Below are 21,667 nucleotides of genomic sequence, written 5' to 3' on the forward strand. Positions count from 1 at the left end.
GCAGAGTTCACAAAAACGTGAAGGCTCTAAACTCGGGTATGCCGTCCCGCTCGCCGTCCGTGTCCGCCTCCCGCAACCGTGGCCGTGCCGCCGACCGCGGGGCCGCCGACGGTGGCCCCGCGGTGAGCAACGAGGAGTCGCACGCGGTCGTCGAGCGGCTCGGGGCGGCCCTCTCGGGCGCCGGGTTCCCGCCCATGCCGTCACGGGTCTTCGCCGCGCTCCTCGTCGACGACGACGGGCGGATGACCGCCGCCGAGCTGGCCCGGGAGCTCTCCGTGAGCGCGGCGGCGGTGTCGGGAGCGGTGCGCCACCTCGGTCACGTCGGACTGCTCCGTCGTGAGCGCGAGCGTGGGGGGCGCAAGGACGTGTTCGTTGTCCTGGACGACGCCTGGCACGCCGCCCTCACGAGCACCGACCAGGTCCATGCGCCGATCGTGGCTGCGCTCGCCGACGGCGTCGACCACCTCGGGGCCGGGAGCAGTGCCGGGGGGCGGCTCCAGCTGTCCAGGGAGTTCCTCGAGTTCGTCTCCCACGAGATGAGCGGGATCCTCGACCGATGGGACGCCCACCGGCGCACGAGATGAGCGTCGGGCGCACGGGGCCGTCCCAGTAGCATGGGGGTCCTCATGACTGACACCCTCACCACGCTCGGCGCCAGCGTCGCGTCGGCAATCCCAGAGCTCATCGCGATCCGCCGTGACCTCCACGCCCACCCCGAGCTGGCGCGCCGCGAGACGCGGACGACCGACATCGTCGCCCGACGGCTGGAGCAGGCCGGCGTGCGCGTCCGCCGCCTCGGCGGCACGGGACTGGTCGCCGACCTCGGAGCCGAGCAGGCGGCATACCGGGTCGCCCTGCGTGCGGACATGGATGCGCTCCCCGTGCAGGAGCAGACGGACCTCCCCTTCGCCTCGACGACCGACGGGGTGGCGCACGCGTGTGGCCATGACGTCCACGTGAGTGCTCTCCTCGGCGCGGTGCTGGCGCTCAAGGAGCACGAGGAGGTGCTGCTCGAGCGGGGCACCGGCGTGCGCGCGATCTTCCAGGCGGCCGAGGAGGTCATCCCCGGCGGCGCCCACGAGGCCATCGCCGAGGGCGTCATGGAGGGGGTCGACGCGATCTTCGCCATCCACTGCGACCCCTCGCTCGACGTCGGGCAGGTCGGGCTGCGCGAAGGACCGATCACCGCCGCGTGCGACCACATCCGGGTCAGCCTCACCGGTCGAGGCGGTCACACCTCGCGTCCGCAGCTGACCGAGGACCTCACCTATGCGCTGGCCAAGGTGGTCACCGACGTCCCGGCCGCGCTGTCCCGTCGGCTCGACCCCCGCGCGGGGGCGGCACTGGTCTGGGGAGTCGTGCGCTCGGGGACGGCGAGCAACGTCATCCCGAGCACGGGCGAGTGCAGCGGGACCCTGCGCATGCTCGACGCCAACGCGTGGCTCACCGTCGGACCGCTGCTCGACGAGATCGTGCAGGCCGTCGTCGCCCCCTATGGCGTCACCGCCTCCCTCGAGCGGATCAAGGGTGTGCCGCCGGTCGTCAACCAGGCGGATGCGATCGACGCGCTGCGGTTCGCCTGTCTCGGCTCGGGACTGCACATGGCACCGACCGTCCAGTCGCTCGGCGGGGAGGACTACTCCTGGTACCTCTCACACGCTCCCGGCGCCATGGCGCGCCTCGGGACGCGCACTCCGGGCGGGCGCACCTATGACCTGCACCAGGGTGACGTCGTCATCGACGAGGACGCCATCGGCTGCGGCGCGCGGCTGCTCGCCACGGTCGTCGTGGCCCACACCGTCAAGGCCGGCGGCGACACCCTCGCCCTCGGCCACCTCGAGGGGCAGGCAGGTGCGCATGAGTGACGTCGACTGGGATGCGTTGCGCGACAGGGCGGTCGAGATGACGAACCGCTCGTACGCGCCCTACTCGAACTACCGCGTCGGGGTTGCGGGGCTCACCGACGACGGCCGCATCGTGGCCGGCTGCAACGTGGAGAACGCCGCCTACGGCGTGGCCCTCTGCGCCGAGTGCGGCATGGTCTCCGAGCTGCACGCCACCGGCGGTGGTCGGCTCGTCGCGGTCTACTGCGTGGACGGGCGGGGAGAGGCACTCATGGCGTGCGGTCGCTGCCGCCAGCTGCTGTGGGAGAACGGTGGCGCCTCGTGCCTCGTCATGACGCCGGAGGGCGTGCAGACCATGGAGCAGATCCTGCCGCAGGCCTTCGGCCCGGAGAACCTCAGCCAGATCTGAGGGGCTCGTGGCGGGTGACATGATGACGCCATGAGCGAGAGTTTCGACGCCGTCGACGTCATCACCGCCAAGCGGGACGAGCACGAGCTGAGCGACGACCAGATCCGCTGGGTCATCGACGCCTACACCCGCGGGGCGGTCGCCGATGAGCAGATGAGCTCCCTCGCCATGGCCATCCTGCTCAACGGCATGAACCGCCGTGAGATCGCCACGTGGACCGCCGCGATGATCGCCAGCGGCGAGCGGATGGACTTCTCGTCACTGTCCCGCCCGACCGCCGACAAGCACTCCACCGGCGGGGTGGGCGACAAGATCACCCTGCCCCTGGCGCCCCTCGTCGCGGTCTTCGACGTGGCCGTGCCGCAGCTCTCCGGTCGCGGCCTCGGCCACACCGGCGGCACCCTCGACAAGCTCGAGTCGGTCGCCGGCTGGAAGCCCGACCTCTCCAACGAGGCGATGCTTCGGCAGCTCGACGAGGTCGGCGCCGTCATCTGCGCGGCCGGCTCCGGACTGGCCCCCGCTGACAAGAAGCTGTATGCCCTGCGCGACGTCACCGGCACGGTCGAGGCCATCCCGCTCATCGCCAGCTCGATCATGAGCAAGAAGATCGCGGAGGGCACCGGCGCGCTCGTGCTCGACGTCAAGGTCGGCTCGGGTGCCTTCATGAAGAACCGCGAGGACGCGACCGAGCTCGCCCGCACCATGGTCGAGCTCGGCACCGACGCCGGCGTCAGGACGGTCGCGCTGCTCACCAACATGCAGACGCCGCTGGGGCTGACGGCCGGCAACGCGCTCGAGGTCCGTGAGTCGGTCGAGGTGCTCGCCGGTGGCGGGCCCGAGGACGTCGTCGAGCTGACCGTGGCACTGGCTCAGGAGATGCTGAAGGCCGCCGGTCGCGACGGTGACGACGTGGGCGCAGCGCTCAAGGACGGTCGGGCCATGGACGTCTGGCGCCGGATGATCGCCGCGCAGGGTGGCGACCCGGACGCCGAGCTGCCGGTCGCCAGGCACACCGAGGAGATCCTCGTGCCGGCCGACGGTGTGCTCACGCAGCTCGATGCCTATGCCGTGGGGGTCGCCGCGTGGCGGCTCGGCGCCGGTCGCGCACGCAAGGAGGACCCGGTGCAGGCCGGCGCAGGCATCGAGCTGCACTACAAGCCCGGCGCGACGGTGCGTGGCGGCGAGAGGCTCATGACCCTCCACACCGACACCCCCGAGAAGTTCGAGCGGGCCAAGGAGGCCCTCGAGGGCGGCTTCACCATCGCGCCCGAGGGGTCTCGCCCCGACCTGCTTCCACTCGTCATCGACAGGATCTCCTGATGAGCACCCTCGCCTCGGCCGTCCCCGCCGACATCGTCAAACGCGCACCCAAGGCGCTGCTGCACGACCACCTTGACGGTGGCCTGCGACCGCAGACGATCCTCGACCACGCCGCCGAGTCGGGCTACGACGCGCTGCCCGCCACCGACTCGGACGAGCTCGGGCGCTGGTTCCGCGACAGCGCCGACTCGGGCTCCCTGGTGCGTTACCTCGAGACCTTCAGCCACACGGTTGCCGTGATGCAGACCCCTGACGAGCTGCGTCGGGTGGCGCGCGAGTGTGCCGTCGACCTCGCCGCCGACGGAGTCGTCTATGCCGAGTCGCGATTCGCCCCGGAGCTGCACGTCGAGAAGGGTCTCGCCCTCACCGAGGTCATCGAGGCCGTGCTCGAGGGCCTGCGTGAGGGGGAGGCCGAAGCGGCTGCCGCCGGCACGCCGATCCGCATGGTCTCGCTGCTCACCGCCATGCGCCACGCCGCCAAGAGCGACGAGATCGCCGAGCTGGCGGTGCGCTATCGCGACGAGGGCGTCGGTGGGTTCGACATCGCCGGCGCCGAGGCCGGATTTCCTCCGAGCCGTCACCTGTCGGCCTTCGAGTACCTCCGCCGCGAGAACGCCCACTTCACGATCCACGCGGGCGAGGCCTTCGGGCTGCCGAGCATCTGGGAGGCGATCCAGTGGTGCGGCGCCGACCGTCTCGGTCACGGGGTGCGGATCGTCGACGACATCACCACCAGGGGCGACACGCACACGCTCGGTCTCCTCGCGGCATACGTGCGGGACATGCGGATCCCGCTCGAGATGGCGCCGACGTCCAACCTGCAGACGGGTGCGGCCGAGTCCATCGCTGCACACCCGATCACGATGCTCAAGGACCTGCGCTTCCGGGTCACGATCAACACCGACAACCGCCTCATGTCGGGGACGTCGATGTCGCGCGAGATGCAGCAGCTCGTCGACGAGGCCGGATGGACCCTCGACGACCTGCGCTGGGCGACGATCAACGCCATGAAGTCGGCGTTCATCCCGTTCGACGAGCGGCTCGCGATCATCGAGCGGGTCGTCAAGCCGGGGTATGCCGCGTTGTCCGCGGCGACCTGAGCCCGCGTTTTCCCTCCAGCTTGCGTCTGCGGAGGTGGTCGTTCTAGCAACCGTTTGCGCAGACGCAGTGAGCGAGACACTTACTTGCGTCGGCGGATGTGGCGGTTCTGGCGACCGTTCCCGCAGACGCAGCACCGACATCGTGTATGCCGTTCGCTCATCCACAGGCCATCGCCGCACCTTGTCTTGTCCACACGTCGACACATGACTCCTCCGTCCAAGGTCCTGGCCGCGGATCGTGGTCGCCATGCCGATCCAACGACCACATCCGGACCTCAGCGTTCTCATCGATGAACGGTGTGGCGTGGTTCCGCTGTCCATACTTCGCGACGCTGGAGTGAGCCGAGGCCGCCGACGGGCGATGGTCTCCGCTGAACGCTGGCGAGTTCTCCCCGGCAAGGGTGTCGTCACCAGCACCGTCGCAACAAGTGGTGAGGCCGCATGGCGTGAGGCCCTGCTCGCCGTTGGCCCTGGGGCCCGGCTGGGCGGCATGACGGCGCTGGAGTCTGACGGACTGAAGGGCTACGTCGAGGCGATGATCCACATCTGGGTGCCCAAAGGGCTTGAGAAGCAGCCCGTGACGGGTGTGCGCCTACACGAGACCAGGCGATGGACCGCGAAGGATGCGACGACCGTAGGACTTCCGCGCTCCCGTCCCGCGGTGGCTACCGTCCAGGGTGCCCTGTGGGCGGTCTCCCTTCGACAGGCGATGCTGTGCTTGGTGATGCCGATTCAACAGGGCCTTGTCCGGGCGGACGACGTCGCCGTCGCCTTCGAACCGATCAAAAGGCATCGCTTTCGCAAACCGCTGTTGGCCGGGCTCCGCGACATCTCGTTGGGCGCCGAGTCGCTCAACGAACTTGATTTCGCGGTCGCGTGCAGGCGGCGACACATACCTGAACCGACGCGGCAGGTGGTGCGCCACATCTCGCAGGGCAAAGCTGTGCTGGATGTGTTCTGGGAGGACTACGGCGTGGTGGTCGAGGTGAACGGCGCCGGACACGACGCCCTGGACGTCGCGATGCGCGATGAGGTGCGGATCGCGGATCTCCAGGCACAGGGCCATGCTGTGATACCGCTGTCAGTGCTGACGCTTCGATGTGATCCTGACCCACTCTTCGACGCCCTAGTCCAGGTTCTGCGCGCCCGTGGATGGGCCGGCTGAGAAGGCCAAGGTGCGGCTTGCGTCTGCGTAGGTGGTTGCTCTATCGACCACATCCGCAGACGTTGCGAGAAGGGTGTTACTCGCTCAGGCCGCGACGGGAGCCGTTGCCGGCTGGTCGCTGTCTGCGACGTCACCGGTGATGCCGGCCCGCGCGGCTCGCCCACCCACGACGAACACGTAGGCGAAGAAGAGCACCTCTGCCACGACTCCGATGAGGATGCGCGCCCAGGTCGGCAGACCCGACGGCGTGACGAACCCCTCGATGCCGCCACTGACGAAGAGCACGACGACCAGGCCGAGGGCTATGGCCGCGGCGGTCCGGCCCTCGGCGGCGAAGGAGTCGAGTCGACTGCGGGGGCCGGGCTCGATCCACGACCAGAAGAGCCGCAGACCCACTGCCGCGGCGACGAAGACGGCCGTCAGCTCGAGCAGGCCGTGGGGGAGGATCAGCCCGAAGAAGAGGGAGCCCCGGTCGTGGCTCACCATGAGTGCACCGGCGATGCCGACGCCGATGACGTTCTGCGCGAGGATGTAGAGGACGGGCAGGCCGAGCACACCGAGGGCGATGCACTGCGCCGCCACCCAGGCGTTGTTGGTCCACACCAGGGTCGCGAACTCGTGGTGGGGGTACTCGGAGTAGTAGTTCTCGAAGTCCGTCCCGACATAGGCCTCGATCTCGGCGGCCGTCATCTGCTGGGTGAACACCTCCGGGTGACGCACCGCCCATGCGCCGACGACCACTGCCAGCAGGACGCTGGCGATCGTCGTCGCGAGCCACCAGCGTCGCGTCCGGTAGAGCGCTGCCGGGAAAGTCTGGGTGAAGAAGCGGCCCGCGTCGCCCCACGACGTGGTCCGGGACCCCGTGGCGGTATGCCGGGCGCGCGCCAGGAGCGTGGACAGGTAGCTCACGAGCGAGGGGTCCGGGCTGGCCGAGCGCACGACCGACAGGTGCGTCGAGACCCGCTGGTAGAGGTCGAGGAGCTCGTCGGACTCAGCCCCCGAGAGCCGGCGCCGACCGACCAGCTCCTCCAGGCGGCGCCACTGACCCACATGGGTGGCGATGTAGGCGTCGAGGTCCACGGCGCCACTCTATGCGTCACCGACCCGCGCCGGACTCGGCACAAGTACTCTCGACGGCATGAGCGTGGACGGGGGATATCGCACCTACGCCGGCGAGGACCTCGTCACCGGCGAGGGCGTCTCGGTCGAGGTCCCCGTGGCGGGCGTGCTCAGCCGAGTGGCCGCTCGCCTCATCGACCTCGTCATCACGATCGTGCTGGCCATCGGCGCGTTCTTCGTCGTCGGCTCGCTCGTCGGCCTGATGTCGGACGCCGCGGGCACGGCCGCAGCGATCGTCCTCATGGTGGGCCTCACCGTGATCCTGCCGGCGGTCTTCGAGACCCTGACGCGCGGTCGCAGCCCCGGCAAGTATGCCCTCGGCCTGTGCACCGTGCGTGACGATGGTGGACCGATCACGCTGCGCCACAGCGTGATTCGTCACCTCGTCGGCTTCGTCGAGTTCTATCTCCTCCAGGGCGCCCCGGCGATCATCGCCGCCGTGATCCACCCGCGGGCCAAGCGCCTGGGCGACATGGCCGCCGGCACCTACGTCATGTCGCTGCGCCACAAGCTGGAGCTGACAGCACCTCCCGAGGCGCCGCCTGCGCTCGAGCACTGGGTCCGCGCGACCGACATCGGCCCGATGTCGGCGTCGCTGACGATCGGTGTGCGCCAGTTCCTCACCCGAACAGGCGCCCTGACGCCGGCATCGCGCCAGCACCTCGGTGACGACCTCTGCGCCCAGGTGCTGCGGCACGTGTCACCCCCGCCGCCTCCCGGCGTGCACCCGGAGTGGGTCCTGCGAGCGGTCCTCGCGGAGCGGCGTCGCCGCGACCTCGACCGCATGATCGCCGACGGTGCGAGGGCCCAGCGGCTGCTCCCGCCCGACCCGCTCGGCTGAGGTCAGAGGAGTCCTTGGCGCTTGAGCGCGAGGTAGTGGTCCACCAGTGCCAGCGGCAGCTTGTCGGGTGTCTCGTCGAGCACCTCCACCCCGAGGGACCGGAAGGCCCCGGCCGTCCGGGCACGCAGGCCGACGGTCCGCTCGGCCGCCGCAGCGGCATACACGTCCGTTGCGGTGTCCCGCCCACGACGCAACGCCTCGACGGCGGGGTCGGCGACCGAGGCGATGACGACCCGGTGCCGTGAGGCCAGGGCGGGCAGCACCGGGAGGAGTCCCTCCTCCAGCGCGGACGACTCCAGCGGTGTGATGAGCACGACCAGCGCCCGCTGGGTGCCGACCCGGGTCACCTCGGTCGCGAGCAGCCGCCAGTCGGCCTCGATGAGCTGCGCGTCCACGGGCGCGAGCTCGGAGATCGCGTCATGGAGGACGCCGACCCGGTCGTGACCCGAGACGTGCGCGCGCACGACCCGGTCGCCGGCGATCACGTGGACGCGGTCCCGTGCGTGGCCGGCGATGGCCGTGAGGAAGAGCGCGGCGTCCATGCCCGAGTCGAGCCGCGGGGCGTCGCCGATGCGTCCGGCGCTCGTGCGGGACGTGTCGATGACGATGATGATGCGGCGGTGCTGTTCGGGCTGCCAGGTGCGCACGACCAGGTCCCGGCGTCGGGCCGTCGCACGCCAGTCGATGGAGCGCACGTCGTCGCCCTCGACGTAGTCGCGCAGTGAGTCGAACTCCGTGCCCTGCCCACGAGTGCGCATCGCCGCGCGGCCGTCGAGCTGACGGAGCACTGCGAGCCGACTGGGGATGTGCTTGCGTGAGGGGAACGGATGGAGCACCCGCAGCCTGCCGGGCACCTCGACCGAGGACTGACGTGCGCCCATCCCGAGAGGTCCGCGCAGGCGCAGGGTGACACGGTCGGCGTCGCGGTCACCACGCCGTGTCGGCGTGAGGGTGGTGGTGAAGCGTGCGCGTTCCCCGCCCGGCAGGCGGAGGGGGTGGCGCGTCAGCTCGGCTCCCGCCGAGGGCGGCCACGCGTCACGCAGCAGGCCCCGGGCCAGGCGGGAGCCGGGGTGAGTGACGAGCAGCGACGTGGTCACCGACTCCCCGAGCCGCACGGTGGTCGGCGCCGACCGGGCGAGCTGCATCGAGCGCGGTGCGGGCGCGAGGAGCACGTCCACGGCGATGACCACGGCGGACAGCAGCAGCCACAGCCACACCGTCGAGGCGGTGGGGCGGAGCACCACCGGGACGATGCCGAGGAGGACGAGCCAGAGAGCCCGGGAGGTGAGAGCCATGAGGCGTCAGCCCACGTCAGCGAGGAACGGGGACGGAGCCCAGGGCGCTGTCGAGGACGGCGGCCACGTCGACGCCCTCGAGCTCGGCCTCGGGTCGCAGCGAGAGCCGGTGGGCCAGGGTCGCGTGCGCCAGTGCCTTGACGTCGTCGGGCGTCACGTAGCCCCGACCGTTGAGCCAGGCCCAGGCCCGCGCCGTGGACATGAGTGCGGTGGCGCCACGGGGACTCACGCCGAGGGACAGTGACGGCGAGGTGCGCGTCGCGCGGGCGATGTCGACGACGTATGCCGCGATGTCGTCACTGACCTCCACCTGCCGCACGGCGTCGGCCCCGGCCTCGAGATCGGCCGCGGAGGCGACGGCGCCGAGACCGGCTGCGCCGAGGTCACGGGGGTCGAACCCGTCGGCGTGGCGGCGGAGCACCGCGACCTCGTCGGCGCGCGGCGGCAGCGGCAGCGTCACCTTGAGGAGGAAGCGGTCGAGCTGCGCCTCGGGCAGGGGATAGGTGCCTTCGTACTCGACCGGGTTCTGGGTCGCGGCCACCATGAACGGCGGCGCCAGCGGGTGCGGGTGGCCGTCGACGCTGACCTGCCGCTCCTCCATCGCCTCGAGGAGGGCCGACTGCGTCTTGGGAGGCGTGCGGTTGATCTCGTCCGCCAACAGGATGTTGGTGAAGACGGGACCCTGGCGGAAGGTGAAGTCGCTCGTGCGCGAGTCGAAGACGAGCGAGCCGGTGAGGTCGCCCGGCATGAGGTCGGGCGTGAACTGCACCCGCTTCGTCTGCACGGCCAGCGCCTGCGACAGCGAGCGGACGAGGAGGGTCTTGGCCACGCCCGGCACGCCCTCGAGCAGGATGTGGCCGCGGCACAGCAGTGCGACGAGGAGGCCGGTGACGGCGGCGTCCTGCCCGACGACGGCCTTGGCGACCTCGGTGCGCACCCGCAGCAGGGCTTCGCGTGCCTCTGGGGCGGCCGCCTGACGTGCGGCGGGCTGGCGGGCGGTGGTGTTCTCGGTCATGGGCGGTGAGCCTTCTCCTCGAGGTCGGACAGGTCCTGGGCGAGCCGCACGAGCGCGGCGTCATCGGTGGGGTGGGGGCCGGCGACGAGGTCGAGCACCTCACGCACGGGGCGGCCGGTGGCGGCGGAGATGGCGCGGGCGACGGTCTCGACGGAGTCGCCGCGACGCAGGCCGAGGCGCGCGCGGAGCCGGTCCAGGGTGGCGATCCGCAGGACGGCGGCGGCCCGCGGCCGGTCCTGGGCCCGACGATAGAGCCGCCCGCGGCTCTCGGTGGTCTCGACGGCGCGCACGACGACGGGCAGCGGCTCGCGCACGAGTCGCCCCAGCCGACGGCCGCGGACCACGGACAGCAGGATGATGGCCACCGAGCCGAGCGCGAGCGTCGGCATGAGCCACCGCGGCAGGAGGGAGCCGTCGTCGGCGCCGGCGCCGTCGACGAGGTCCGCGACGTCGGGTTGGTACCAGACGAGCCGTGACGAGGCGCCCAGGAGCCGCAACGCGATGGCGGCGTTGTCCTCGTCGGTGATGGCCCCGTTGGCGAACCCCGTGGTGCTGCCCACGATGGTCATCGGGGGGTGCTCCGCGGTCGGAGGCAGCTGGAGGAGCCCGGCGCCGTGCTCGCCCTCACCGCTCTCGTCCCCGTCCTGAGCCCGGAGCGTGAGCGGGAAGCAGACCTCGGCTCCGGTCAGGACGCTGCCGGGCTCGTAGCGGGTGTCGATGCCGATGAGGGAGTCGCCCTCGTCGACGGTGCCGATGTCACAGCGGCTCTCGACCTGGATGGCGGCTCCGACGGGCAGGGCGGTCGCGTCGGCTCCCAGCGCCCGCAGCTGGGCGGTCGACGGGGAGAGCACGACGATCCGGTCGACCTCGCGCGACTCCTGCCGCAGGGTCGCGGCGGCGGCGGTGCCCAGGTTGGACGTGTTGGCGATGACGACGCTCGTGTCGTCATCGCGCTCGCGCAGCGCTGTCGTGACGTCGTCGACGGAGGTGGCCGTCTCGACGTCGACACCGTTCTGCTCGAGGACCGCGACGAGGGCTGCCCCACCTGCCGGCCCGACTCCTTCGGGCTCCATCGCGTCACCCGGGGGCGTGGTCGCGATGGCGATGGCGGCGAGGGCACCCACGCCCACGGCGACGACGAGCGCCCACAGTCCCGCGCGACGCCACAGGGCCACCGCGTCTCCGGCGTTCACGGCATTCATGGCCCGGCTCCGGCAGGCGCCAGCCCGGGGCGGGCACGAGCCAGACGGTCGTCGAGAGCGAGCACCGCACGGGCCTCGTCCTCGGTGGCGGAGTCGTGGCCGTAGCGCACGGCGTCGAAGCGGTGCGCGCTCGCACTCAGGGCCTCGCGCTCGCCGGCGAAGGCCCGCGACAGCTCAAGCGAGGCCTCGCGCGCTGTGCGTCCCGGCAGCTGGTCGAGGATCGTGCGCTCCACGCCGGAGGCGACGATGGCGCGATAACCGTCGAGGACGACCGTGTCCCAGTCCCGCTGCTGCACAGCACTCTGCGCGCGAGCCCGGTATGCCGTTGCGTCGACTCCGCGCTCGTCGAGGACTCCGCGGTCGGTTCCCGAGCGGCGGGCTCGGGCCTCCGGCCGGAGGAACAGGACGACGACGAGGACGAGCACGGCCAGGGCAAGGACGACGACGATGCCGAAGACCCATGAGGGCAGCCCGGGGCCGCTGCTGTCGAAGAGACCGAGCAGCCAGTCCCGGAAGCGGTCCCAGAGACTCGGCTCCACGGCATACCGAGGTTTGGCGAGCTCGTCCTCGAGAAGGCGACGGCCCTCGCTCCGTGACGGGTCGAGGGGAGGCGTGTCGAGGTGCGCGAGACGAAGCGTCATGCCTCGGCACGTGGCCACGGTGCGGCGGCCGTGCCCTGCGCGGTCTGGATGAGGTGCACGTCGAGGCCTTCGCGCCGGATGCGGTGGTCGACATAGAGGAGGGCGTCGATCCCGGCGGTGACGGGCGTCGTGATGGCGCCGGCGACCACGCCACTGAGACCAGTGATGACGGCCTGCCATACATACATCTGGTCGAGGGGGATGCCGGTGAAGGCCAAGGCCACGCCGAGGAGGGCGAGCGGGGCGGTGATGAGCGAGCCGACGATGCCGATGGCGATGGCTGCCAGGACCCGGATGCCGAGCAGGCGCCAGAACACGCTCCCGCCGCTCAGCCTCCACGAGCGGGCGAACGCCTGGGTGACTCCGAGGTTCTCGAGGACGATGGAGGGTGTGACGAACGCGAGCCGGGTCCACAGGAAGAGCGTGGCGACGATGGCGAGCAGGACGGCGAGGACGAGCAGGACGACCCCGGCCGCGATGGTGCCGTCGTTGCCGGCGGTCCCTCCCGCGACGAGGAGGATGATCGGGATGGCGACGATGGCCGCCATGGTGCCGATGAAGATCGCCGAGGTGAGCAGGGTCGCGCCGATGAGGGCGCCGATGCGCCGGCTCGTCCCGCGCCACGTCTCTGCGGCGCTCACCTTGCGTCCGAGGACGGCCTGGCCGATGACGTAGGCGAGGAACCCCGCGAGCAGGATGGTCGAGAACCACGAGCCGATCGAGGGGATGAGGGAGCCCAGCGAGCCCACGAGACCAGCGGTGTCGCTGTTGACCGACTCCTCGAGCGAGACCGACTCCTCGTTGCTCGACACCCAGGCGCCGAGCGCGGTGAACGGCACGAGGAAGATCAGCGAGGTCAGCGCGGCGAGGCCCACGGTGGCGGCGACGTTGCCGCGGACGGCACGGAAGACGCCTCCGAAGAGGTCGTTCATCGTCAGCGGCCGCAGCGGGATGATGCCCGGCCGGAAGTCCATCGGGGGGCGGGGCTGGTACGGCGGGAGGTGACGGGGTTGCGCGTGCTGGGGTTGCTGCCAGGCGCCCGGTGCCGGCTGGGCCCAGGCCGGTGGTGTCGGGACGTACCTCGCCGGTGGGGCCGGAGGAGTCGGCGACGGGGGCGGGGGCGGCGGCGGGTCCTGACGGCCGGCATCCCCGCCGGGTGCGGTCCAACCCTGCTCGCTCATGCGCTTCTCCCCGTGGCAGTGACTGGTCTCGACCCTAACCGAGCGACGACGTCGCCGTGCCACGGATCTACCCTTGGGCGATGGACCCCGCCACGCTCGCCGAGACCATCCGCAGTGCCACCTTCGGGACGACCCAGCTGCGAGGTGGGTACGACGAGGTCGCGACCGACCAGCTGCTCGACGAGCTGGTGCGCGCGGTGCAGGGCGGCGCGTCGGGCGCCGAGGTGGCGGCCATCGCGAGCAACGCGAGCTTCCCGACGACGTCGATGCGACGAGGTTATGAGTTTGGCGACGTCGACGCCCTCCTGGACGAGGTGGTCCGTCAGGCCACCGGCGCGGGGACGGCAACCACGGACGCGCCGGCGACCTCGCAGCCGCCGCGTTCCACCGCTGGCAGGGAGCGCCCGGGACTGGGCGCCCGGCTGGTCCGGCTCCTTCGCGGAGACTGATCGCGCCCCGCGCTCCGCGCCCCAGACCCCGTCCTCAGGACTGGAGCGCGGACTGGGCCAGGCGGGCCTCGACGTCCTTGGCGCGCGCGGACTCTGCCCCCAGTGCGACCTGTCGACGCACGACCTCGGGTTCGGCCCGCATGAGCGCGAGTCCGCGCCGCACGAGCACCATCGGGCTCTTCCGTCGTTCCTTGAGGTCGCGCGCGAGGCGCCGCACGAACGTCACCAGCGGCCGGTGGTGGATGCACCACGCGCTGTGCAGGACCCCGGCCTCACGCAGGGCGGCGACGATCTCTGCGGCAAAGATCCCCTCGGCGAGGACGAGGTCGTCCGGTGCGGCCTCCACGGTGGTCGTGTCGACGGCCCGGCTCAGCGAGATGTCATAGACCGGAGTCGAGGTCGAGCCGGTGTCGACGAGCTGGACGAGCGAGTCCACCGCCGTCGACGCGTTCCAGGAGTCCGGGTGGTCCCAGTCGATGATCCCGAGCTCGTCGCTGCGGGGCATCGAGGGGTCGTCCTCGTCGCGATAGAAGTCATCGAGCCGGACGATCGGCCACCCGTGGGCGGCATGGAGGCGCTCGGCCAACCGCGACTTGCCGGCCCCGCTCGGTCCGGCGAGGACGACGACGCGGGCCCGGTGATCCGAGGCGGTCACCGGCCCTTGGGGTGCCAGACCGTCTTGGTCTCGAGGAAGGCGGTGAGTCGGGACAGGTCGGGAGTGGCGGTCCAGTCGGGCTCGACCGCAGCCGTGCCGGTGCCCGATGGCCGCAGGACGCGCTTGAGGTTCTCGGCGCTGGCCTCCTCGAGGGCGCCCCAGTCCACGCCTTCGGCGCCGGCGGCGCCGGCAAGGTCGATGGCGTTGACGTCGCGGTGGCTCGCGAGCCACGGAGCGATCTCGGCCGCCCTGCCGGTGATGATGTTGACGACGCCACCGGGCACGTCCGACGTGGCGAGGCACTCGGCCAGGGTGATCGCCGGCAACGGACGGTCAGCGCTCGTGACGACGACGACCGCGTTGCCGGACACGATGGCGGGCGCGATGACCGAGACGAGGCCGAGCAGGCTCGACTCCTGCGGCGCGAGCACCGCGACGACACCGGTCGGCTCGGACGCCGAGATGTTGAAGTACGGGCCGGCGACGGGGTTCATCCCGCCGAGGATCTGGACGTACTTGTCGGACCACCCGGCATACCAGACCCAGCGGTCGATCGCCTGCGAGACAACGGCTTCCGCCGCCGCGGCCGTCAGCCCCTCGGCGTCGCGCACCTCCTGGACGAGCTGTGGGCGACGGGCCTCCATGACCTCCGCGACGCGGTAGAGGACCTGACCGCGGTTGTATGCCGTTCTGCTGGCCCAGCCCGGCTGCGCGGCTCGCGCTGCGGTCACCGCGTCCCGGGCGTCCTTGCGCGAGCCCTGCGCCGCGTTGGCGAGGAAGGTGCCCTTCTGAGCCTTGCCCTTCGCGGCGGAGTAGACCTCGTAGGAGCGACCGCTCTCGCTGCGCGGGAACTTGCCACCGATGTAGAGCTTGTAGGTCTTCTTCACATCAACTCTAGGCATGTGGGTCATACCCCTGTCTTCACGTAGGGCTCGAGTCCGTGTCGGCCGCCCTCGCGGCCGTAGCCGGACTCCTTGTAGCCGCCGAACGGGCTGGTCGGGTCGAACTGGTTGAACGTGTTGGCCCAGACGACCCCGGCCTTAAGCTGGTCGGCCATCCAGAGGATGCGCGAGCCCTTCTCGGTCCAGATGCCCGCGGACAGGCCGTAGGGCGTGTTGTTGGCCTTGGCGACGGCCTCCTGCGGGGTGCGGAAGGTCAGCACCGACAGCACCGGACCGAAGATCTCCTCCTGCGCGATGCGGTGGGTCTGCGTCACACCGGTGAACACCGTTGGCCTGAACCAGAATCCCTTGCTCGGCAGATCGCAGCCGTTGTCCCAGCGGACGGCGCCCTCACCCTCGCCGGCGTCCGTGAGGGCGATGATGCGGTCGAGCTGGGCGCGGCTGTTGATGGCGCCGACGTCGGTGTTCTTGTCGAGGGGGTCACCGACCCGCAGGGTGCCGAGGCGGCGCTTGAGCCGGCTCTCGACCTCGTCCGCGATGGACTCCTGGACGAGCAGGCGCGAGCCGGCGCAGCAGACGTGACCCTGGTTGAAGAAGATCCCCCTGACGATCCCCTCGACGGCCTGGTCGATGGGGGCGTCGTCGAAGACGATGTTGGCTGCCTTGCCACCGAGCTCGAGCGTGGCCTTCTTGCGGGTGCCGGCGATCGCGCGGGCGATCATCTTGCCCACGCCGGTCGAGCCGGTGAAGGCGAGCTTGTCGATGCCGGGGTGGTCGACGATCGCCTGACCGGTCGGGCCGGCACCGGTGACGATGTTGACGACGCCAGGCGGGAGGTCGGCCTGCTGGCACACCTCGGCGAAGAGCAGCGCCGTGAGCGGTGTCGTCTCGGCGGGCTTGAGGACGACGGTGTTGCCGGTCGCGAGGGCCGGGGCGATCTTCCACGCGAGCATGAGCATGGGGAAGTTCCACGGGATGATCTGCCCGACCACACCGTGAGGCTGCGGGTTGTCACCACCGGGCAACGCGGCATACCCGAGCTTGTCGGCCCAACCGGCGTTGTAGAAGAAGTGCGCTGCGGCGAGCGGGATGTCGACGTCGCGGCTCTCCTTGATCGGCTTGCCGTTGTCGAGGCTCTCGAGGACCGCGAACTCGCGCGCACGCTCCTGCAGGATGCGGGCGATGCGATAGAGGTACTTGCCGCGGTCGGCGCCGCTCATCCGGGACCAGACGCGCGTGTATGCCGTCCGCGCAGCCTTGACGGCGGCGTCGATGTCCGCCTCGCTCGCCACGGAGACCTCGGCGAGGACCTCCTCGGTGGCGGGGCTGATCGACTTGAAGCTCGTTCCGGACCCGCTCACGAACTCGCCGTTGATGAAGAGCCCGTAGGAGCTCTTGAGGTCGACGACGGCGCGGGACTCGGGAGCCGGTGCGTACTCGAACGTGGGCATCAGGCTTCGTCTTTCGTTGTCACGGGGCTCAGTAGGCCGTGGAGGGGGAGTCGTCGGCGATGTAGTTGGCGCCCGAGTAGGCGCCCGTCGTCATCCGCTGGCGCTGGAGGAGCAGATCGCCCAGCAGGCTGCTCGCGCCGAAGCGGAACCAGTGGTTGTCGAGCCAGTCCTCGCCCGCGATCTCGCTCACGGTGACGAGGAACTTGATGGCGTCCTTGCTCGTCTTGATGCCCCCAGCCGGCTTGACGCCGACCTGGGTGCCGGTGAGGTCGCGCCAGTCGCGGACGACCTCGAGCATGATCAGCGTGACGGGGAGCGTTGCGGCGGGCTGGATCTTGCCGGTGCTCGTCTTGATGAAGTCGCCACCCGCGAGCATCGAGAGCCAGCTGGCGCGGCGGACGTTGTCATAGGTGTTGAGCTCGCCGGTCTCCATGATGACCTTGAGCCGAGCGTCTCCGCAGACCTCCTTGACTTTGGCGATCTGGTTGAAGACCGTGAGGTAGTCGCCGGACAGGAAGGCGCCGCGGTCGATGACCATGTCGATCTCGTCGGCGCCGGCCCTGACCGCGTCCTTGGTGTCGGCGAGCTTGACGGCCAGGCTCGCGCGCCCGCTGGGGAAGGCGGTGGCGACGGCTGCGACCTTGACTCCGCTGTCGCCAAGCACCTCCTTGGCGGTGCTGACCATGTCGCCATAGACGCAGACCGCCGCCGGGCGAGGGGTGCTGAGGTCGCTCGGGTCGGGGAGGAGCGCCTTGGACGCGAGGCCCCGGACACGACCCTTGGTGTCCGCGCCCTCGAGCGTGGTGAGGTCGATCATCGAGATGGCCAGGTCGACGGCCCACGCCTTGCTCGTCGTCTTGATCGAACGGGTGCCGAGATCTGCCGCGCGGGCCTCGCAGCCGACCTGGTCGACGCCCGGGAGCCCGTGGAGCCAGCGCGTCAGGGACTGGTTGGTCAGCCGGGAGACGTCGAGCAGGTCCCGGGCTCGGGCCGTCGGGTCGAGCGTCGTCTCAACGGCCGCTTTGGTGGTACTCACTCCGGGAGTCTATCCGCCGGGACAGCGTGCCGACGGAGCGTAGGAGGTGGTGGCCCGCGGGGCTGTCGAGCCGCTCCATGGTGGCTGCACCGGCCCAAGGCGTCCGGTTCCCCGACCAGAGGACGTAGTCGATGCGCTGGTTCTTGTCGGTGGTCGGGGTGGTGAGCCGACAGGTGCAGTCGTGCTGGGAGCCGTCGTAGAAGTCTCCAGTGCCGCCGACCTCGGGCCCTACGAGCTGGCTCATGATGGGCGTGTTGTCGGGGTTGTCGGCGGCCGAGGTCATGTTGAGGTCACCAGCGACGACCACGGCCCACCCTGCTGCGCGGTAGGGCTGGGTGTGGTCGATGACCGCCTGGACCTGCGGACCGCGCTCGGGCTGGGTGCCGCGTCCCCCGGACGTCGGGAAGGCTGACAGGTGGGTCGAGCAACCCAGGGTCGGGATGCCTTCGCGGCGGAACTCGACACAGGCCATGCCGAACTTCTCGACCCCGTCGGCGTTGTTGTTGGGGTAGTCGGGCGTCATCGTCGGGCGGTTCGCTGCGCCGGTGTAGATGATGAGCTCGCCGATCCAGTCGCCGCCACACCCGGGGTTCTTGCTGTTGCCGAAGTGGAAGCTTGCGCGGGTGGTAGGCGAAGGTCCAGCTCGGGTGCTCGGCCTGCAGCGCCTCGAACCACGGCCGGCACACCTCCTGCACGGCCACGAGCTGGGGCTCGAAGGCGTCGACCTGGCCGACGACGAAGTCCCAGGCGGCGGGGACGTGGTCGGTGTTGTGCTGGATCACCCGGAGCTGCGCGGCGGACGCTTCGGAGCCCCGTCCTTGGCCCGGCTGAGGACTCGCTGTGGCGATCCCCGGAAGCACGGTCATCGTGGCGGCGGTCAGGAGAAGGATCGGTCGAAGGCGTCGGGTCACGTCCGTCGACGTTAGGCAGACCAGGCGAACACGAGCCGACGCCCGCGTGAGAACTGCACGACGATCAGGCGACCCGCATCTCGACGTCCTGGGTGAACCAGTCGTCGGGTGGGTCGGGGATCCAGCCACCCCAGGGGTCGTTGGGCAGGGGCCGGTCCTGGAGGTGGACGGGATCGGGTGGAACCGAGCCCTCACCAAGGATGGGTGGAGCGGTGGAGTCGTGGACGCGTCCGGTCGGGGTGGTGATGCGTATGCCGTGTGCTCCGGTCCCGTCGAGGCCTGTCGACTGGACCCTGACGTGCCAGCCGGGTTCTTCCTTGACGAGGTTGTGGCGTTTGCAGAGCCCAGCGCCATTGGCTCCCGACGTGGTGCCGTCGGTATGGATCGCCTCCACGTGATCTGACTCAATCGCGGGAGCGTCGCACCATGGGACCCGGCAGGTGGGGTCGCGCAGTTCCAGGAAGCGGCGGAGCCCGCCGAGGAAGCGGCGACGCTTGGAGTCCAGGCTGACGAGGTCGCGACCGGAGGGGTCGGTGAACAGCCTTCGCAGCCACACGGTGGTCTTGGCGTCCACGTCAGCGTCGTCGAGCAGTGCAGCGAGGTGGGCGCGAGCTTCGGCGCCGGGGATCGGGCCCCAACCAGGAACGACAGCCACGTCGTCAGCAGGCGGCTGGCCACCGAACGCGGCCGGTAGCAGGACTTTGTCGGTCATGACGATGTTGACCTCGACCGGCTGCGGCTGACCCTTCGCCCGACCACTGAGGAGCTCGAGGGCCCGGTCGGCGAGCCACGCACCCTTGCCGCGGGTGTCGGCACGTGCCGCTGCCGCGGCGGCCTCCCACTGCTCCGCCGGCAGGTCCGGGTCGATCTGGTGACGGCGAGACTCCTCGGCCGTCAGGGCGACGTGGGCTCCGATGATCTCCTTCATCGGACCCAGGATCGACAGCCATGCCATCCCATCGGCGGCTGGGCGGACACTGACACGACGACTCGCGACAGCGCGGCGGTTGCGCTCAGCAAGACTTGCCGCATCCAACGCGGCACCCGCACGCCGGGCCGCCCCGGCCAGCACCTTGTCCCCCAACGACCCGATCGTGGGTGCGAGGCGGCGATCGACCTCCGCGCGGTGCTCCACACTCAGGCAGGCCGTCTCCCGCACCACGATCATCGCCCGCCGCTCGCTGATCTCCCCACGGGTCAACGCCGCCATCGTCTCGGGCATCTCACCCACGAGCGCTTTCGCGACACCGACGTGCTGGTCCGCCGACGTGGGCGAGCAGCGCCGCGCCAGAGCCAGGTCCGCGCGCACACTGCGCGAGTCTTCACCCAACGCCTCACGATCCAGCACTGCAGCCGCCGTCAGTCGCGCCTGTGCAGCCGCTGCCGCACCCTTCAACGCCTCTAGCGCCGACACCGCCGCGACCCGCTCCGGCTCGGTCAAACCCTCCGGATTCACAGCAGCAAGACTGGACACCACGGAGCGGACCTGAACCTCAGGCCCTCCGGTTGCTGGTGTCCCCTCCATACCTCTCATCGTACACGTGTTCGGTGACAGTCACGACGATATCCACACCAATTCCGCTGCAGCGCAACCCAACTCATCTACCGCGCCACACACTACGACCGACGCGACTGACGTGACAGATCTGAAATGGAGTGGCACCCGATGGGTTGAGCCGACGCGGAAGTCGAGTACGCGATCACCCGTCACGCCTGGTTCGCCCGCCACCTCGCCTGACCGAGGCGGTCGACCGCGTCCGCCCAACACCGCGACGACGGTGGCCATCGTTCCGAATAGGGTTGCCCGGGTGATGGGGGAATGGACGCGACGCGCGTCGTGGGTGGCGCTGGCGGTGGTGGCTCTGGGCGTCGCGTCCCTCATCGTCAACATCACGACCGACGCCCAGCTCTCGGGCGAGCAGCAGGTGCTCTTCGGCGTCCGGCGGACCTTCAGCCTGCTGCTCAACGCGGGCACCGTATGGGCCGGCATCTCCGTCCTCGCGGGCGCACTGCTGCGACGCCGTGCTCCGGCCGCGCTCGCCGGGCTCCTCGCCGGCTCCGGGGCGCTGGTGGTGCACTACGGCGTCGGTGAGCTGACCGGGCTCATGCCGCTCGGGTCCTTCAGCTCGAATGCCCTGTGGTTCGTGGCTGCTGCCGTGACCGGAGCGCCCCTGGGACTTGTGGGTGCGCTGGCGCGGTTCCGCAGCCGATGGGGAATCGCGGCCCGGATGGTCGTGCCGCTCGGAGCAGTCGTTGAGCCCTGGTTCGTCGGGTGGTGGCTGTCGTCGCAGATGGACAGCGTGGCCGTTCGCACCTCCAACCTCGTCGCCGCCGGCGCTCTGACCACTCTCGGCCTGGCCGGCATCGCGTATGCCGTCAGGGCCGGAGTCGCTGCCACCACCGCTTCCGAGGCGGGTCGGGTTCGCTGACGCCCGCTGCGACCTCGACGGCTGCGGCAGCTGCAGCAGCCTGCTCGTCGCGGAGCTCACGCCAGCGCGCGACCATCGCCTCGACGTCGACGGTCGGCGCCCACACCGGTGACTGCGTGCCGAGCACCGGCCGTCGCCGGTCGTCGATGACGCGCAGGTTGTAGTCGCGCAGCACCTCGCGGACCCCGTCCTCGGTCCGGACGTCGAGCAGCGACTCGGGGAAGGTCGCGTACTCACGCCGCAGCTGGAGCACCGGTGGCAGGGCATCGGACATGCTCAGACCCTCGCGGGCCATCATCTTCTTGACCCACCAGTCGGGGTCGGGGTCGTCGAGACCGGTCAGCGGTTTGCCGGCGCCCGGCAGGTTGTCGAACTCGCCGCGCTCCTGCGCCTCACGGATCTGCTTCTCGACCCACGACTCGTGGAAAGCCATGACACCAGTGTGCCCGCGTGGGCGGTCAGACGCTCGGGCCCTCGTCCTTGCGGGGGCCGTCCCCGAGGGCGCCGCGGCCGAAGGCCCACCAGAACCCGGTGAGGACGGCGGGGATGGCGATGGTCCAGCTCGGGATGCTGTCGACGTTCCCGGCGATGATCGCCCAGATGGCGAGGATCGCCGTGAGCAGCCAGGCGATGTTGAGGTAGCGGCGTTCCATGAGGTTCTCCTTCGGCACGTGGGAAGTCTTCCCCCTTGATGGCTCCATC

Annotated in this window: 23 protein-coding genes; 9 read left to right on the top strand and 14 right to left on the bottom strand. The window is 70.6% G+C overall.

What is annotated here, in order from left to right; translation table 11 throughout:
• Nucleotides 1-38 precede the first annotated feature (38 nt).
• From ACZZ98_RS13285 to ACZZ98_RS13310, 6 genes are all read left to right on the top strand, one after another.
• On the top strand, nt 39-584 hold the full coding sequence (locus tag ACZZ98_RS13285; RefSeq protein WP_463516685.1) for a GbsR/MarR family transcriptional regulator: 546 nt from the start codon (nt 39-41) through the stop codon (nt 582-584).
• 42 nt (nt 585-626) lie between these two features.
• The gene (locus ACZZ98_RS13290) at nt 627-1,865 is read left to right on the top strand and encodes an amidohydrolase (protein ID WP_463516686.1); all 1,239 of its coding nucleotides are present in this window, start codon (nt 627-629) and stop codon (nt 1,863-1,865) included.
• On the top strand, nt 1,858-2,253 hold the full coding sequence (locus ACZZ98_RS13295) for a cytidine deaminase (protein WP_463516687.1): 396 nt from the start codon (nt 1,858-1,860) through the stop codon (nt 2,251-2,253). Before ACZZ98_RS13290 ends, ACZZ98_RS13295 begins: the two co-directional genes overlap by 8 nt.
• A gap of 30 nt (nt 2,254-2,283) precedes the next feature.
• A complete protein-coding gene (locus tag ACZZ98_RS13300; RefSeq protein ID WP_463516688.1) occupies nt 2,284-3,573 on the top strand; it encodes a thymidine phosphorylase in 1,290 nt (429 codons plus the stop codon).
• Complete coding sequence (locus ACZZ98_RS13305) at nt 3,573-4,673, top strand: adenosine deaminase (RefSeq protein WP_463516689.1); 1,101 nt, start codon at nt 3,573-3,575, stop codon at nt 4,671-4,673. Before ACZZ98_RS13300 ends, ACZZ98_RS13305 begins: the two co-directional genes overlap by 1 nt.
• Nucleotides 4,674-4,920: 247 nt before the next feature.
• On the top strand, nt 4,921-5,838 hold the full coding sequence (locus tag ACZZ98_RS13310) for a hypothetical protein (protein ID WP_463516690.1): 918 nt from the start codon (nt 4,921-4,923) through the stop codon (nt 5,836-5,838).
• 84 nt (nt 5,839-5,922) lie between these two features.
• Here the strand turns inward: ACZZ98_RS13310 and ACZZ98_RS13315 are convergent, their stop codons facing one another.
• Nucleotides 5,923-6,918 carry a stage II sporulation protein M gene (locus ACZZ98_RS13315; protein WP_463516691.1) on the bottom strand — a complete coding sequence of 332 codons (996 nt, stop codon included), beginning with the start codon at nt 6,916-6,918 and terminating at the stop codon, nt 5,923-5,925.
• 58 nt (nt 6,919-6,976) lie between these two features.
• Between ACZZ98_RS13315 and ACZZ98_RS13320 the strand changes: the two genes are divergently transcribed.
• Nucleotides 6,977-7,798 carry an RDD family protein gene (locus ACZZ98_RS13320; RefSeq protein ID WP_463516692.1) on the top strand — a complete coding sequence of 274 codons (822 nt, stop codon included), beginning with the start codon at nt 6,977-6,979 and terminating at the stop codon, nt 7,796-7,798.
• A gap of 2 nt (nt 7,799-7,800) precedes the next feature.
• Here ACZZ98_RS13320 and ACZZ98_RS13325 read toward each other — a convergent pair whose 3' ends face one another.
• Genes ACZZ98_RS13325 through ACZZ98_RS13345 form a run of 5 tightly spaced genes read right to left on the bottom strand, consistent with a single transcriptional unit; the run spans nt 7,801 to nt 13,132 of the window.
• A complete protein-coding gene (locus ACZZ98_RS13325) occupies nt 7,801-9,093 on the bottom strand; it encodes a DUF58 domain-containing protein (protein WP_463516693.1) in 1,293 nt (430 codons plus the stop codon).
• A gap of 16 nt (nt 9,094-9,109) precedes the next feature.
• Nucleotides 9,110-10,108, bottom strand: a complete 999-nt coding sequence (locus ACZZ98_RS13330; protein WP_463516694.1) for an AAA family ATPase — start codon at nt 10,106-10,108, stop codon at nt 9,110-9,112.
• Nucleotides 10,105-11,310, bottom strand: coding sequence for a DUF4350 domain-containing protein (locus ACZZ98_RS13335; RefSeq protein WP_463516695.1), 1,206 nt, complete (start codon nt 11,308-11,310; stop codon nt 10,105-10,107). Before ACZZ98_RS13335 ends, ACZZ98_RS13330 begins: the two co-directional genes overlap by 4 nt.
• Nucleotides 11,307-11,951 carry a DUF4129 domain-containing protein gene (locus ACZZ98_RS13340; RefSeq protein WP_463516696.1) on the bottom strand — a complete coding sequence of 215 codons (645 nt, stop codon included), beginning with the start codon at nt 11,949-11,951 and terminating at the stop codon, nt 11,307-11,309. Before ACZZ98_RS13340 ends, ACZZ98_RS13335 begins: the two co-directional genes overlap by 4 nt.
• Nucleotides 11,948-13,132, bottom strand: coding sequence for a hypothetical protein (locus tag ACZZ98_RS13345; RefSeq protein ID WP_463516697.1), 1,185 nt, complete (start codon nt 13,130-13,132; stop codon nt 11,948-11,950). Before ACZZ98_RS13345 ends, ACZZ98_RS13340 begins: the two co-directional genes overlap by 4 nt.
• A gap of 80 nt (nt 13,133-13,212) precedes the next feature.
• Between ACZZ98_RS13345 and ACZZ98_RS13350 the strand changes: the two genes are divergently transcribed.
• Nucleotides 13,213-13,581: a DivIVA domain-containing protein gene (locus ACZZ98_RS13350; RefSeq protein ID WP_463516698.1), complete on the top strand. Its 369-nt coding sequence runs from the start codon at nt 13,213-13,215 to the stop codon at nt 13,579-13,581.
• A 34-nt stretch (nt 13,582-13,615) separates the two neighbouring features.
• Here ACZZ98_RS13350 and ACZZ98_RS13355 read toward each other — a convergent pair whose 3' ends face one another.
• The 6 genes from ACZZ98_RS13355 to ACZZ98_RS13380 form a co-directional block, all read right to left on the bottom strand.
• Entirely contained in the window at nt 13,616-14,236 is a 621-nt protein-coding gene (locus tag ACZZ98_RS13355) for a uridine kinase family protein (RefSeq protein WP_463516699.1), read from the bottom strand.
• Complete coding sequence (locus ACZZ98_RS13360; protein WP_463516700.1) at nt 14,233-15,138, bottom strand: aldehyde dehydrogenase family protein; 906 nt, start codon at nt 15,136-15,138, stop codon at nt 14,233-14,235. Before ACZZ98_RS13360 ends, ACZZ98_RS13355 begins: the two co-directional genes overlap by 4 nt.
• Nucleotides 15,139-15,143: 5 nt before the next feature.
• Entirely contained in the window at nt 15,144-16,589 is a 1,446-nt protein-coding gene (locus ACZZ98_RS13365; protein ID WP_463516701.1) for an aldehyde dehydrogenase family protein, read from the bottom strand.
• Between the two features lie 28 nt (nt 16,590-16,617).
• The gene (deoC, locus tag ACZZ98_RS13370) at nt 16,618-17,625 is read right to left on the bottom strand and encodes a deoxyribose-phosphate aldolase (RefSeq protein WP_463516702.1); all 1,008 of its coding nucleotides are present in this window, start codon (nt 17,623-17,625) and stop codon (nt 16,618-16,620) included.
• Complete coding sequence (locus ACZZ98_RS13375) at nt 17,600-18,148, bottom strand: endonuclease/exonuclease/phosphatase family protein (protein WP_463516703.1); 549 nt, start codon at nt 18,146-18,148, stop codon at nt 17,600-17,602. Before ACZZ98_RS13375 ends, deoC begins: the two co-directional genes overlap by 26 nt.
• A 452-nt stretch (nt 18,149-18,600) precedes the next feature.
• Complete coding sequence (locus ACZZ98_RS13380) at nt 18,601-19,992, bottom strand: HNH endonuclease signature motif containing protein (protein WP_463516704.1); 1,392 nt, start codon at nt 19,990-19,992, stop codon at nt 18,601-18,603.
• A gap of 355 nt (nt 19,993-20,347) precedes the next feature.
• Here ACZZ98_RS13380 and ACZZ98_RS13385 point away from each other — a divergent pair, with 355 nt between their 5' ends.
• Nucleotides 20,348-20,965, top strand: a complete 618-nt coding sequence (locus ACZZ98_RS13385; RefSeq protein WP_463516705.1) for a hypothetical protein — start codon at nt 20,348-20,350, stop codon at nt 20,963-20,965.
• Here ACZZ98_RS13385 and ACZZ98_RS13390 read toward each other — a convergent pair.
• Together ACZZ98_RS13390 and ACZZ98_RS13395 are read right to left on the bottom strand one after the other, a co-directional pair.
• Nucleotides 20,913-21,398, bottom strand: a complete 486-nt coding sequence (locus ACZZ98_RS13390; protein WP_463516706.1) for a DnaJ family domain-containing protein — start codon at nt 21,396-21,398, stop codon at nt 20,913-20,915. The genes ACZZ98_RS13385 and ACZZ98_RS13390 overlap by 53 nt on opposite strands.
• Before the next feature lie 25 nt (nt 21,399-21,423).
• Nucleotides 21,424-21,636 carry a hypothetical protein gene (locus ACZZ98_RS13395; protein ID WP_463516707.1) on the bottom strand — a complete coding sequence of 71 codons (213 nt, stop codon included), beginning with the start codon at nt 21,634-21,636 and terminating at the stop codon, nt 21,424-21,426.
• Nucleotides 21,637-21,667 lie beyond the last annotated feature (31 nt).

It is taken from the genome of Knoellia sp. AC549, from assembly GCF_979258975.1.

Bases quoted from the DNA above. Each gene is read 5' to 3' on its own strand.
- ACZZ98_RS13285 (WP_463516685.1), top strand. From the start codon at position 39: ATGCCGTCCCGCTCGCCGTCCGTGTCCGCCTCCCGCAACCGTGGCCGT.
- ACZZ98_RS13290 (WP_463516686.1), top strand. From the start codon at position 627: ATGACTGACACCCTCACCACGCTCGGCGCCAGCGTCGCGTCGGCAATC.
- ACZZ98_RS13295 (WP_463516687.1), top strand. From the start codon at position 1,858: ATGAGTGACGTCGACTGGGATGCGTTGCGCGACAGGGCGGTCGAGATG.
- ACZZ98_RS13300 (WP_463516688.1), top strand. From the start codon at position 2,284: ATGAGCGAGAGTTTCGACGCCGTCGACGTCATCACCGCCAAGCGGGAC.
- ACZZ98_RS13305 (WP_463516689.1), top strand. From the start codon at position 3,573: ATGAGCACCCTCGCCTCGGCCGTCCCCGCCGACATCGTCAAACGCGCA.
- ACZZ98_RS13310 (WP_463516690.1), top strand. From the start codon at position 4,921: ATGCCGATCCAACGACCACATCCGGACCTCAGCGTTCTCATCGATGAA.
- ACZZ98_RS13320 (WP_463516692.1), top strand. From the start codon at position 6,977: ATGAGCGTGGACGGGGGATATCGCACCTACGCCGGCGAGGACCTCGTC.
- ACZZ98_RS13325 (WP_463516693.1), bottom strand. From the start codon at position 9,093: ATGGCTCTCACCTCCCGGGCTCTCTGGCTCGTCCTCCTCGGCATCGTC.
- ACZZ98_RS13330 (WP_463516694.1), bottom strand. From the start codon at position 10,108: ATGACCGAGAACACCACCGCCCGCCAGCCCGCCGCACGTCAGGCGGCC.
- ACZZ98_RS13335 (WP_463516695.1), bottom strand. From the start codon at position 11,310: ATGAATGCCGTGAACGCCGGAGACGCGGTGGCCCTGTGGCGTCGCGCG.
- ACZZ98_RS13340 (WP_463516696.1), bottom strand. From the start codon at position 11,951: ATGACGCTTCGTCTCGCGCACCTCGACACGCCTCCCCTCGACCCGTCA.
- ACZZ98_RS13345 (WP_463516697.1), bottom strand. From the start codon at position 13,132: ATGAGCGAGCAGGGTTGGACCGCACCCGGCGGGGATGCCGGCCGTCAG.
- ACZZ98_RS13350 (WP_463516698.1), top strand. From the start codon at position 13,213: ATGGACCCCGCCACGCTCGCCGAGACCATCCGCAGTGCCACCTTCGGG.
- ACZZ98_RS13360 (WP_463516700.1), bottom strand. From the start codon at position 15,138: ATGCCTAGAGTTGATGTGAAGAAGACCTACAAGCTCTACATCGGTGGC.
- ACZZ98_RS13365 (WP_463516701.1), bottom strand. From the start codon at position 16,589: ATGCCCACGTTCGAGTACGCACCGGCTCCCGAGTCCCGCGCCGTCGTC.
- ACZZ98_RS13375 (WP_463516703.1), bottom strand. From the start codon at position 18,148: ATGACGCCCGACTACCCCAACAACAACGCCGACGGGGTCGAGAAGTTC.
- ACZZ98_RS13385 (WP_463516705.1), top strand. From the start codon at position 20,348: ATGGGGGAATGGACGCGACGCGCGTCGTGGGTGGCGCTGGCGGTGGTG.
- ACZZ98_RS13390 (WP_463516706.1), bottom strand. From the start codon at position 21,398: ATGGCTTTCCACGAGTCGTGGGTCGAGAAGCAGATCCGTGAGGCGCAG.